Below are 12,484 nucleotides of genomic sequence, written 5' to 3' on the forward strand. Positions count from 1 at the left end.
GGGGGGGGGGGGGGGGGGGGGGGGGGGGGGGGGGGGGGGGGGGGGGCGGCCGCGGCCCCCCCCCCCCCCCCCCACGGGATCACCAATCGAGGGTGCCGACGATCACCGTCTGCACCTGGCCGCCGGACCACACTTCGCCGTCCGCATCCACCCGCAGGGTCAGGCGCGCATCGTGGCCGACCTCGCGGCCCTGGCTGACTTCATACGGTTCGCGACCGCGCGGCAGCACCCCGCGCAGGTCCAGCCAGGCCGCCAGCACGGCATTCGCCGCGCCCGAAGCGGCATCTTCGAAGCGCCGCCCGTTGCCGACGAACGCGCGCACCGCCAGGTCGTAGCCCTCGTTGCCATCGCTGAAGGCGTAGGCGAACACGCCCATGCTGTCGGTGGATTCGGCCAGGGTGGCGATCGCATCCCAGTCCGGCTGCAGTGCGCGCAGCTGTGCTTCGTCGGCCACTTGGACCACCCACCAGCTGCGGCCGCCCTGCATGCGTGCCGGGGGCAGGGTGCCCAGCGGCCAGCCCTGCAGCGCAGCGGCCAGGCGCGGGTCATCGGCCGTCGCAGTCTCGGCCAGCTGCGCGCGCGGGGTGCGGATGGCAATGCGCTGCTGCGCGCCTTCGCCCATCACCTGCAACGGCAGCGCGCCAGCAATGCCGTCCTGCACCAGCACGCCGTCCACCGGCGTGGCCAGCCCGGCCAGCAGCACCGCATGCGCGGTGCCGACGCTGGGGTGGCCGGCGAACGGGACTTCCTTCTGCGGGCTGAACATGCGCAGGCGGTAGCTGCTGCCGGCCGTTTCGGGCGGGAACACAAAGGTGGTTTCCGGCAGGCGGGTCCAGCGCGCGATGGCCTGCATCGTGGTGTCGTCCAGGCCTTCGGCATCGAGCACCACGGCCAATGGATTGCCGGCGCCGGCGCGCGGGGAAAACACATCCAGTTGCAGGAAACGGCGTGCGGACATCAGGGGCAGCTCCAACGAAATGGGGGATGGTAGCGCGGGGGCCATGCCCCGCGAGCGCGCAGCGCGGTGCGGTGATGCCGCCGGGCATGGCCCGGCGCTACCAGCTGATGAGGCCGTCGATCACGCACTGCACCTGGCCGCCGATCCACACCGTGCCCTGGGCATCCACCCGCACATGGACGCGGCCATCGCGGCCGACTTCGCGGCCCTGGCTGGCCACGTAGCTGCCGCTGCCGCCGGGCAGCACGCCGCGCTCGCGCAGCCAGGCGCCGATCAGCGCGTTGGCGCTGCCGGTCACCGGGTCTTCGGGCACGTTCACCGCATCCCCGGGGCAGAACGCGCGCACCACCCACTGGTGCTGCGCTGCGTCTTCGGCGGCGAACACAACCACGCCGGTCGCGTCGGTGGCACTGCTCCAGTCGCGCAGGGCGGCCATGTCCGGCGCCAACGTGCGTACTGCGGCGGCATCGCGCAGCGGCAGCAGCCACCAGCGCGGGCCGTTGTCCCACAGCTCGGGTGCCTGGCCGTCGGCGGCCCGTGCCAGCAGCGCGTCCGGCACCGCGCCGGGGGCGGTCTGCAGGCGGTGGGCCGGCGGGCTGGCCAGTTCGATGTGCGGGGCATCGGCCGCGCCGCTCACCCGCACCGGCAGCAGCCCGGCCGCGCACTGCTGGACCAGCGCGCCGTCGCGCGGGTGCGCCAGGCCCCGGGTGACCGCCGCCCAGGCCGCGCCCACGCTGGGATGGCCGGCAAACGGCAGTTCGCTGGCCGGGGTGAAAATGCGGATGTGGTAGTCGGCGCCGGGCGCGCTGGGGGGCAGGAAGAACACGGTCTCGGACAGGTTCAGCCAAGCGGCCAGGGCCTGCATGCGGGCCGCGGACAGGCCCTCGGCGCCCAGCACCACCCCCAGTGGGTTGCCGCGGCCGGGCTGGGTGGCGAAGACATCGAGCTGCAGGTAGCGGAAGGCGGGCATCGGCGGGTCCATTGGGCTTAGAATCGAAGGTTCCGCCCCCGTGGGCGGCTTCCCCACATTACACATAGCCTATCCATGTCAGCTTCCCCCCTTGTCGATCGTTGGATCGTACTGAAGTTCGGCGGCACCTCGGTGTCGCGTCGCCACCGTTGGGACACGATCGGGAAGCTGGCGAAAAAACGCGCGGAAGAAACCGGCTCGCGCGTGCTGGTGGTGGTCTCGGCGCTGTCTGGGGTGACCAATGAGCTGACCGCTATTGCCGATGGCGCCGCCGACAGCCGCGACCGCGTGGCCGCGCTGGTCGAACGCCACCTGGGCTTCCTGGATGAACTGGGCCTGGGCCACGACGTGCTGGCCGAGCGCCTGGCCGTGCTGCAGGGCCTGCTGGACGATGCGCGTGCCGCCACCCGTACGCTGGACTGGCAGGCCGAAGTGCTGGGCCAGGGCGAACTGCTGTCTTCCACCCTGGGCGCAGCCTACCTGCACGCGTCTGGCCTGGACATGGGCTGGATGGATGCCCGCCAGTGGCTGGACGCGATGCCGCCGCAGCCGAACCAGAGCGACTGGTCGCAGCGCCTGTCGGTGAACTGCCGGTGGCGTGCCGACGGCGAATGGGCGCAGCGCTTCCGCGCGCAGCCGACCCGCCTGCTGATCACCCAGGGCTTCATTTCCCGCCATGCCGACGGCGGTACCGCCATCCTCGGCCGCGGTGGTTCGGACACCTCGGCGGCGTACTTCGGTGCGCTGCTGGGCGCCAGCCGCGTGGAAATCTGGACCGACGTGCCGGGCATGTTCAGCGCCAACCCCAAGGACGTGCCCGACGCGCGCCTGCTGACCCGCCTGGACTATTACGAGGCGCAGGAAATCGCCACCACCGGCGCCAAGGTGCTGCACCCGCGCTCGATCAAGCCCTGCCGCGACGCCGGTGTGCCGATGGCCATCCTCGATACCGAGCGCCCGGAACTGCCGGGCACCAGCATCGATGGCAATGCCGCGCCGGTGCCGGGGGTGAAGGCGATCAGCCGCCGCAACGGCATCGTGCTGGTGTCGATGGAAGGCATCGGCATGTGGCAGCAGGTCGGCTTCCTGGCCGATGTGTTCGGCCTGTTCAAGAAGCACGGGCTGTCGGTGGACCTGATCGGTTCGGCCGAAACCAACGTCACCGTGTCGCTGGACCCGTCCGAGAACCTGGTCAACACCGATGTGCTGGCCGCGCTGTCGGCTGACCTTTCGCAGATCTGCAAGGTGAAGGTGATCGTGCCGTGCGCGGCCATCACCCTGGTCGGCCGTGGCATGCGTTCGCTGCTGCACAAGCTGTCGGACGTGTGGGCCACGTTCGGCCGCGAGCGCGTGCACATGATCTCGCAGTCGTCCAACGACCTGAACCTGACCTTCGTGATCGACGAGGCCGATGCCGATGGCCTGCTGCCGATCCTGCATGCCGAGCTGATCGACAGCGGCGCCATGCCGGTGGAAGAAACCGAAGTGTTTGGCCCGCGCTGGCGCGAGATTGCCGGCACCGTGCGCCCGCGCGGCACGCCGTGGTGGCGTGGCCAGCGTGCACACCTGCTGCAGCTGGCCGACGCCGGCACGCCGCGCTACGTCTACCACCTGCCCACCGTGCGTGCCCGCGCCCGCGCGCTGGCCGCGATCAAGCCGATCGACCAGCGCTACTACGCGATCAAGGCCAACAGCCACCCGGCCATCCTGCAGCTGCTGGAAGCCGAAGGCTTCGGTCTGGAATGCGTTTCGCACGGTGAGCTGAAGCACGTGTTCCAGCACCTGCCGGAACTGTCGCCCAAGCGCGTGCTGTTCACCCCCAGCTTCTGCCCGCGCAGCGAATACGAAGCCGCGTTCGCCCTGGGCGTGACCGTGACCGTGGACAACGTGGAGGCGCTGCAGCGCTGGCCGGACCTGTTCCGCAACCGCGAACTGTGGCTGCGCGTGGATCTGGGCCGTGGCGAAGGCCACCATGCCAAGGTGCGCACCGGTGGCAAGGAGTCGAAGTTCGGCCTGCCGATTGCCCGCGTGGACGAATTCGTGCGCGCGGCCACCGAGCTGGGCACCCGCGTGGTCGGCCTGCACGCGCACCTGGGCAGCGGCGTGGAAACCGCGCAGCACTGGCGCCTGATGTGCGATGAACTGGCCGGTTTCGCCCGCCGCATCGGCAGCGTTCAGACCATCGATATCGGTGGCGGCCTGCCGATTCCGTACAGCGAAGAAGACGAGCCGTTCGACCTGGACGCCTGGGCCGAAGGCCTGGCCGAAGTGAAGGCGCTGCACCCGGCGTTCCGCCTGGCGATCGAGCCGGGCCGCTACCTGGTGGCCGAATCGGGCGTGCTGCTGACCCACGCCACCCAGGTGGTGGAAAAGGACGGCGTGCGCCGCGTCGGCCTGGATGCCGGCATGAACACGCTGATGCGCCCGGCCCTGTACGACGCCTGGCATGACATCGAGAACCTCAGCCGCCAGGGCGGATACGCCGAAGCGGCATTCGATGTGGTCGGCCCGATCTGCGAGTCCAGCGATGTGTTCGGCAAGCGCCGCAAGCTGCCGGTGTCCACCGCGCCGGACGATGTGATGCTGATCGCCGATGCCGGTGCCTACGGCTATGTGATGTCCAACACCTACAACCAGCGGGCGATGCCGCGCGAAGACGTGATCGAGTGATCGCCAGCCTTCGCACCCTGCACCCGCCCACCGACACGACCCGCGTACACGCGCGGGTCGCGCCTGACCGCGCTTGAACTGGATCCACCATGACTGCTTTCGATAAACACCAGGTTTCCCGCTTCCGCTTCGTCCGCTGCGAATTCGCCGCGGACACCGGCGTGGCCAAGCTGGTCTACGCTTTCGATGACGGCCCTGAGATGGTGGAAACCATCAGCGTGCCCGGTGCGCCGTTCGTACTGGACGACGCGCGCGCCGCCGCCGTGCAGCGCGCACTGCAGCTGCTGCACCTGATCGCCGGCGTCAGTTACTACAAGGCGGGCGTGCCGGAAACGGTCAGCATCGACAGCTATGCGATCGATGCCGATACCGCTGCGCTGGTGGAAACGATCTACCTGAATGGTCTGGGCGAGTTCGCCTACCGCAACGGCCTGAACCTGCGCGGGCGCTTCCGCCTGCCGGTGCAGGGCGAGGCGGTGCAGGCGCCGGCACTGGGCCTGCAGCCGCACGCGCTGGTGGCCATCGGCGGCGGCAAGGATTCGCTGGTCAGTATTGAAGCGCTGCGCCGTGCCGGCGTGGACGAGACGGTGACCTGGATCGGCGGTTCGCAGCTGATCCGCGCCTGTGCCGAGCGCACCGGCCTGCCGACCCTGAACCTGGGCCGCGCGCTGGCCCCGGAACTGTTCGAGCTGAACCGCCAGGGCGCGTGGAACGGCCATATTCCGGTCACCGCGGTGAACTCGGCGATCATGGTGCTGGCCGCGCTGCTGCAGGGCGTGGACCAGGTGGTGTTCTCCAACGAACGTTCGGCCAGCTACGGCAGCCAGATTCCCGGCACCGGTGAAGTGAACCACCAGTGGTCCAAGGGCTGGGCCTTCGAGCAGGCCTTCGGCAACCACGTGCAGCAGCAGGTGGCCGCCGATCTGCACTATTACTCGCTGCTGCGGCCGATGTCCGAGCTGGCAGTGGCCCGCCAGTTCGCCAAGACCGATTTCTACGACGCGCATTTCTCCAGCTGCAACCGCAATTTCCACATCCTGGGCGAGCGCCCGGTGAACCGCTGGTGCGGCGTCTGCCCGAAGTGCCATTTCGTGTTCCTGGCGCTGGCACCGTTCATGCCCAAGACGCGCCTGGTGCGCATCTTCGGCCGCAACCTGCTGGATGATGCCGAGCAGGCCGCTGGCTTCGATGCGCTGCTGGAATTCCAGGACCACAAGCCGTTCGAATGCGTGGGCGAAGGCCGCGAATCGCGTGCGGCGATGGCGACCCTGGCGCAGCGCCCGGAATGGAAGGAAGACGTGCTGGTGAAGCGCTTCTGCAACGAGATCCAGCCGCAGCTGGACGCCGCTGAACTGGAACTGGCGCCGCTGCTGCTGTTGCAGGGCGAGCACCGCATTCCGGCCGCGTTGTGGGAACAGGTGCGTGAAGATTTCGCAGCTTGAAGGAAGGCGCGTCGCGCTGTGGGGCTGGGGACGTGAGGGCCGTGCGGCATTCGCGGTGCTGCGTGCGCGCCTGCCCGCGCTGGCCCTGAGCCTGTTCTGCCCGGCCGCCGAGGCCGAGGCGGCGCGTGCGGAAACGCAGGGGCGGCTGGACGTGCGCGGTGAACCCACCGCCGAGGCGCTGGCCGCGTTCGATGTGGTGATCAAGTCGCCCGGCATCAGCCCGTACCAGCCGATCGCGCTGGCGGCGGCCGCGCAGGGCACGGTCTTCATCGGCGGCACCGCGCTGTGGTTCGCCGAACATGCCGGTGCCGATGGCATCTTGCACGACACCGTGTGCGTGACCGGCACCAAGGGCAAGAGCACCACCACCGCGCTGGTTGCGCACCTGTTGCGTGCCGCCGGCCATCGCACCGGCCTGGTCGGCAACATCGGCCTGCCGCTGCTGGAGGTGCTGGACCCGCAGCCCGCGCCGGACTATTGGGCGGTGGAACTGTCCAGCTACCAGACCGGCGAAGTGGCGCGCAGTGGCGCACGGCCGCAGGTGGCGGTGGTGCTGAACCTGTTCCCCGAACACCTGGACTGGCACGGCAGCGAGCAGCGCTACATTGAAGACAAACTGCGTCTGGTGACTGAAGCGGCGCCGTGCATCGCCGTGCTCAATGCCGCCGATCCGCATCTGGCCGCCCTGGCGCTGCCCGACAGCGAGGTGGTCTGGTTCAACCAGCCGCAGGGCTGGCACATGCGCGGCGACATCGTGCACCGCGGCGAGCAGGCGGTGTTCGATACCCGCAACACGCCGCTGCCCGGCCGCCACAACCGCGGCAACCTGTGCGCGGTGCTGGCCGCGCTGGAAGCGCTGGGGCTGGATGCGGTGGCGCTGGCACCGGCGGTGCAGGATTTCCGTCCGTTGCCGAACCGCCTGCAGCGCATTGGCGTGGCCGATGGCCTGACCTACGTCAACGATTCGATCAGCACTACGCCGCACGCCAGCCTGGCCGCGCTGGAATGCTTCGCCGGCCAGCGCATCGCGCTGCTGGTGGGCGGGCACGACCGTGGCCTGGACTGGACCGATTTCATGCAGCACATGGCGCACGACGTGCCGCCGGTGGAGATCGTGACGATGGGCAGCAACGGCCCACGCATCCACGCGATGCTGCAGCCGCTGGCCGATGCCGGCCGCTTCGGCCTGCACGCGGCGGGCGACCTGCCCGAGGCGATGGCGCTGGCACGCGCGGCGCTGGGTACGCAGGGCGGGGTGGTGCTGCTGTCGCCGGGGGCGCCGAGCTTTGGTGCCTACCGCGATTACGTGGCGCGCGGCCGCCACTTCGCCGAACTGGCCGGGTTCAACCCGGACAGCATCAGCGCGATTCCGGGGCTGGGCATCGGCTGAGGCAGATCCAGGGGTCAGATCCCTTTCCGCAGGAAAGGGCTCTGACCCCAGCGAGTTACGATGGGTGCATTCCCGGACGGATTCGAGAAGCCCGATGTGCACCTTCATTACCGTGTTCCTGCCCACCTCGCTTGCGCACGTTGACGCCGCCGCGATCTTCACCCGCAGTGGCCGGTGCCTGTTCGCGCAGGATTCGCCCAGCCTGCAGGCCGCGGTGGGGCCCGGCTGGCAGCCGTGGCTGAGCGCCGCACACTGCGATTGCGGCACCGCGCTGGCGTCGGCGCGGGCCGAGCCGGAATGGAGGGGCGATGCCGACCGCTGGCGGAAGAAGGGCTGGAGCGAAGCGAAGATCGCCCGCGCGCTGGCCGAGCAGTTGGCCCGGCATGAACAGGATCAGCAGGTACGTCGCGAAGAAGCGCTGGGCGATGCCGGGCAGTGGTTGCAGCGCATTGATGCGCTGCTTCAGGCAGGTGCAGCGCGTATTGGCCTGTTGGTGCGCGAGTACGACGGTTCGGTGGGGGCCAGGCAGCCGACGCCGCCGGAACGTCGCTGGTCGCGTGCGCGCTTGGCGGCGGCCGATCTGCTGGCGTTCGAACCGGGAACGTTGGAGTGGATCGAACGCAGGTGAGAGCGCGTGAGCCCCGTCCACGCATGGCGTGGATCTACTCGATGAAGCTGTAATCGCGGTCGATCAGGTCCTGCAGGTAGGCATCGAAGCTGGGGGCGATCACTGCGTAGCTGTCCGGATCGTGCAGGTAGCGCACCACCTGGCCGACGGTGCCGCCTGGGGCGGGATCGAAATCCAGGTACAGCATCGAGGTGCCGCCGTTGTTCATGCAGTGCGAGAAGCACAGGCGACGGTTCATCGGCAGATCGCCGTCGATGCCGGCGCCGAGGATGTCCGGCTCGTCGTCCAGCCATTCCTCGTAGATGGAACGGATGCTGTCGTGCCACTGCCGCTGGTCTTCGAAGATCTGTTCGACCGAGCGCAGGAAGTACGGGTAGTCCCCCACGTCCGAGCCCAGCACCAGCACGCAGACCTCGCCACCGGGGTATTCACGGTAGTGCGTGCCATCCACGCGCGACAGCAGCTGCAGCAGGCTGTCGGGCACCTGCGGCCACTGCGAGCGCAGGCGTTGCAGGTCGTCGGCGCTGGCGCCCTGCACGTGGGCCCATTGCGGGGCGTCGTCTTCCGGCAAGCGGGCAACAAGGCCGGACAGGAAACGGTCTACCAGGTTCATTCAATTGCAGGGAAGCAGGAACAGGGGGTTATCCAACCACACCTGCGTCACGCCGCCAATGCAGAATGCGCACTGGCAGGCGTGGGCACCGTGCAGCCTGCTTCCCCAATCTCTGGAGCAGGCACATGAACAGCTGGCGGTATGGTGTGGCGATGGTGCTGGGGCTGGCGGCGATGCCGGCCTGGGCGGCGATGAAGACCCAGCCGGTGGAATGGACGCACCAGGGCACGACCTTCAGTGGTGTGCTGGTCTACGACGATGGCGACAATGACAGGCGCCCCGGCCTGGTGATGGTGCCCAACTGGAAGGGCGTGAACGCATCGGCGATTGAGAAGGCCAAGCAGTTGGCCGGCGATGACTACGTGGTGCTGGTGGCCGATGTGTACGGCAAGGGCGTGCGGCCGAAGACCGATGCCGAGGCCGGCCCGGTGGCAACCAAGCTGCGCAATGACCGGCCGCTGCTGCGCGCACGCGCGCTGGAAGCGGTGAACGTGCTCAAGGCGCAGGCCGGCAAGGCGCCGCTGGATGCCAGCCGGATCGGTGCGGTCGGCTTCTGTTTCGGTGGCACCACGGTGCTGGAACTGGCCCGTGCCGGGGCACCGCTGGCCGCTGTGGTCAGCCTGCACGGCGGTTTGGGCTCACCGCTGCCGGCACAGGCCGGTGGCACGCATCCTTCGGTGCTGGTGCTCAATGGCGCCGACGATACCAGCGTGACGGCCGAGGATATCGGCAGTTTCCAGAAGGAAATGGACGCGGCCAAGGTCGACTGGGAATTCACCAACTACAGCGGCGCGGTGCACTGCTTTGCCGAGCGTGATGCCAACAGCCCGCCGGGGTGCCAGTACAACGAACGCGCGGCCAAGCGCGCGTGGAAGGCGCTGGATGAGTTCTTCGAGGAACGGTTCCGGTAAAACTCGCGGGGCCGACCAACGGTCGGCACCCACCGATGCTTCTGTGCCGATCAATGCGAGCGCTGCACCGCGTAGCGGGCCAGGCCGCGCAGGGCGGCCACGGCATCGTTGTCGCCCAGGCCATCCAGCGCGCGCTCGGCGGCTTCGGCGTATTCCTCGGCGCGGCGGCGGCTGTAGTCCAGGCCACCGGTGGCGCGGATCGCGGCCAGCACTTCCGGCATGGCCGAGGCGTCGCCGTCCTGCACGATGCTGCGCAGGCGCTCGCGGGTGGCCGGGTCGGAGTGGGCCATGGCGTGGATCAGCGGCAGGGTGGCCTTGCCCTCGGCCAGGTCGTCGCCCAGGTTCTTGCCCAGTTCCTCGGCATTGGCCGAATAATCGAGCACGTCATCGGCAATCTGGAAGGCGTAGCCCAGGTGCATGCCGTAGTCGTACAGGGCCTGCTGGGTGGCTTCGTCCTGGCCGCTGGCCAGCGCGCCCAGGCGGGTGCCGGCGGCGAACAGCACCGCGGTCTTGCGCTCGATCACGCGCAGGTAGGCCGCTTCGTCGGTGTCCGGGTTGTGTACGTGCAGCAGCTGCAGCACTTCGCCTTCGGCGATGCGGTTGGTGGTGTCGGCCAGGATCTGCATGACGGGCATGCGGTCCAGTTCCACCATCAGCTGGAAGCTGCGCGAGTACAGGAAATCGCCCACCAGCACGCTGGGCGCATTGCCCCACAGGGCGTTGGCGGTGCTGCGGCCACGGCGCAGGCTGGATTCATCCACCACATCGTCGTGCAGCAGGGTGGAGGTGTGGATGAATTCGATGATGGCCGCCAGCTGGTGGTGCTCCGGCCCGGCCTGACCGACCGCGTGGCCGGCCAGCATGACCAGCATCGGGCGCAGGCGCTTGCCGCCGGCGGAAATGATGTGGTCGGCGATCTGGTTGATCAGCACCACGTCCGAGGACAGCCGGCGCCGGATCAGGGCATCGACGGCGGCCATGTCGGCCGCAGCAAGCGACTGGATCTGGGGCAGGCCCAGGGCGGGACGGGTGTCTTCAGTGATGGTCATGCGATCAGGCTTTCAGGCTCCCCCCGATTATAGGCGCTGGCCGTGAATTCGGGCGGAAACCGACCCGACCGGTCTTTTCGCGGGCCGCTGGCCGGCCCTGCGGCGTGAATACGTATGCAGCCAGCGCCATCGCCGGGAGGCCGCCGCTAAGCTTGCCGGAGTTGCTTTTCGGCCCGCTTCCGGCGGGTCCCGCATGCCCGGAGGGGGGCTGTCGATGTCGCACAATCCATGGTGGCGCGGAGCCGTCATCTACCAGATCTACCCGCGCAGTTTCCTCGACGCCAACGGCGACGGGGTAGGCGACCTGCCGGGCATCATCGAGCGTCTGGACTACATTGCCGCGCTCGGCGCGGATGCGATCTGGATCTCGCCGTTCTTCAGATCGCCCATGGCCGATTTCGGCTATGACATCGCCGATTACCGCGATGTGGACCCGCTGTTCGGCAACCTGGACGACTTCGACCGCCTGCTGGCCAAGGCGCACGGTCTGGGCCTGAAGGTGATGATCGACCAGGTGCTCAGCCATACGTCGATCGAGCACGCCTGGTTCCGTGAAAGCCGCCAGGACCGCAGCAACCCGAAGGCGGACTGGTATGTCTGGGCCGACCCGCGCGAGGATGGCACCCCGCCCAACAACTGGCTGTCGCTGTTCGGCGGCGGCGCCTGGCAGTGGGAACCGCGCCGCGAGCAGTACTACCTGCACAACTTCCTGGTCGACCAGCCGGACCTGAACTTCCACAACCCGGCGGTGCAGCAGGCCACGCTGGACAACGTGCGGTTCTGGCTGGACCGCGGCGTGGATGGGTTCCGCCTGGATGCCATCAACTTCTGTTTCCACGACGCGCAGCTGCGCGACAACCCGCCCAAGCCGGCGGACAAGCGGGTGGGCCGCGGCTTCAGCCCGGACAACCCGTACGCCTACCAGTACCACTACTACAACAATACCCAGCCGGAAAACCTGCCGTTCCTGGAACAGCTGCGCGCGCTGCTGGACCAGTACCCGGGCGCGGTGAGCCTGGGCGAGATCTCGTCGGAAGATTCGCTGGCCACCACCGCCGAGTACACCCAGGACGGCCGCCTGCACATGGGCTACAGCTTCGAGCTGCTGGTGGACGACTACAGCGTGGCCTATATCCGCGATACGGTCTCGCGCCTGGAAGCGGTGATGACCGAGGGCTGGCCGTGCTGGGCGGTGTCCAACCATGACGTGGAGCGGGCGGTCAGCCGCTGGGGCGGCCACCCGGCCGACCCGCGCCTGGCGCGCATGCTGGTGGCCATGCTGTGCTCGCTGCGCGGTTCGGTCTGCCTGTACCAGGGGGAGGAACTGGGCCTGGCCGAGGCCGAGGTGCCGTTCGAGGATCTGCAGGACCCGTATGGCATCACCTTCTGGCCCAACTTCAAGGGCCGTGATGGCTGCCGCACGCCGCTGCCGTGGACCGATGCCCCGCTGGCCGGCTTCACCACCGGCAAGCCGTGGCTGCCGATTCCGGCCGAGCACCGTGCCGCCGCGGTGGCGGTGCAGCAGGCCGACCCGTACTCGGTGCTGAGTGCCTTCGGCGATTTCCTGGCCTGGCGGCGTACCCAGCCGGCCCTGCTGCATGGCGACATCCAATTCCTGGACAGCGCCGAGCCGGTGCTGCTTTTCCAGCGTATGCTTGCAGATGAAACCCTTCTGCTGGCCTTCAACCTGTCGGCAGCGCCGGTCAGCCATCCGCTGCCGGAAGGCCGCTGGGAACAGGTGGCGGTGCCGGGCCCGGATGCGGGCACGGTGGAAGGCAATGAACTGTGGCTGCCGCCGCGCGCGGTGTATTGCGCCCGACGCAGCTGACCGATTTCTCCGGTGGCGGTACTTG

The 12,484-nt window shown here is 68.9% G+C and carries 10 protein-coding genes; 6 read left to right on the plus strand and 4 right to left on the minus strand.

Annotated elements, in window-relative coordinates:
• Positions 1–79 precede the first annotated feature (79 nt).
• On the minus strand, positions 80–958 hold the full coding sequence (locus IAE58_RS05880) for a PhzF family phenazine biosynthesis protein (protein ID WP_199932318.1): 879 nt from the start codon (positions 956–958) through the stop codon (positions 80–82).
• Positions 959–1,055: 97 nt separating this feature from the next.
• Positions 1,056–1,928 carry a PhzF family phenazine biosynthesis protein gene (locus tag IAE58_RS05885; protein WP_199932317.1) on the minus strand — a complete coding sequence of 291 codons (873 nt, stop codon included), beginning with the start codon at positions 1,926–1,928 and terminating at the stop codon, positions 1,056–1,058.
• A 75-nt stretch (positions 1,929–2,003) separates the two neighbouring features.
• Here IAE58_RS05885 and IAE58_RS05890 point away from each other — a divergent pair, with 75 nt between their 5' ends.
• The 4 genes from IAE58_RS05890 (at position 2,004) to IAE58_RS05905 (ending at position 8,058) form a co-directional block, all read left to right on the plus strand.
• Complete coding sequence (locus tag IAE58_RS05890; RefSeq protein WP_199932316.1) at positions 2,004–4,598, plus strand: bifunctional aspartate kinase/diaminopimelate decarboxylase; 2,595 nt, start codon at positions 2,004–2,006, stop codon at positions 4,596–4,598.
• A gap of 89 nt (positions 4,599–4,687) precedes the next feature.
• Entirely contained in the window at positions 4,688–6,040 is a 1,353-nt protein-coding gene (gene murL, locus IAE58_RS05895; protein WP_199932315.1) for a UDP-N-acetyl-alpha-D-muramoyl-L-alanyl-L-glutamate epimerase, read from the plus strand.
• Positions 6,021–7,430, plus strand: coding sequence for a UDP-N-acetylmuramoyl-L-alanine--D-glutamate ligase (gene murD, locus IAE58_RS05900; protein ID WP_199932314.1), 1,410 nt, complete (start codon positions 6,021–6,023; stop codon positions 7,428–7,430). Before murL ends, murD begins: the two co-directional genes overlap by 20 nt.
• A gap of 94 nt (positions 7,431–7,524) precedes the next feature.
• On the plus strand, positions 7,525–8,058 hold the full coding sequence (locus IAE58_RS05905) for a hypothetical protein (RefSeq protein WP_199932313.1): 534 nt from the start codon (positions 7,525–7,527) through the stop codon (positions 8,056–8,058).
• Positions 8,059–8,092: 34 nt separating this feature from the next.
• Here IAE58_RS05905 and IAE58_RS05910 read toward each other — a convergent pair whose 3' ends face one another.
• Positions 8,093–8,671, minus strand: a complete 579-nt coding sequence (locus IAE58_RS05910) for an SMI1/KNR4 family protein (protein WP_199932312.1) — start codon at positions 8,669–8,671, stop codon at positions 8,093–8,095.
• Positions 8,672–8,796: 125 nt separating this feature from the next.
• On the opposite strand from IAE58_RS05910, the gene IAE58_RS05915 reads away from it, so the two are divergent.
• Positions 8,797–9,582, plus strand: coding sequence for a dienelactone hydrolase family protein (locus IAE58_RS05915; protein ID WP_199932311.1), 786 nt, complete (start codon positions 8,797–8,799; stop codon positions 9,580–9,582).
• A 50-nt stretch (positions 9,583–9,632) separates the two neighbouring features.
• Here IAE58_RS05915 and IAE58_RS05920 read toward each other — a convergent pair whose 3' ends face one another.
• A complete protein-coding gene (locus tag IAE58_RS05920; RefSeq protein ID WP_108752417.1) occupies positions 9,633–10,631 on the minus strand; it encodes a polyprenyl synthetase family protein in 999 nt (332 codons plus the stop codon).
• A 214-nt stretch (positions 10,632–10,845) separates the two neighbouring features.
• On the opposite strand from IAE58_RS05920, the gene IAE58_RS05925 reads away from it, so the two are divergent.
• On the plus strand, positions 10,846–12,459 hold the full coding sequence (locus IAE58_RS05925; RefSeq protein WP_199932310.1) for an alpha-glucosidase: 1,614 nt from the start codon (positions 10,846–10,848) through the stop codon (positions 12,457–12,459).
• Positions 12,460–12,484 lie beyond the last annotated feature (25 nt).

Source organism: Stenotrophomonas sp. S49, assembly GCF_016624905.1.
Taxonomy (GTDB): Bacteria; Pseudomonadota; Gammaproteobacteria; order Xanthomonadales; family Xanthomonadaceae; genus Stenotrophomonas.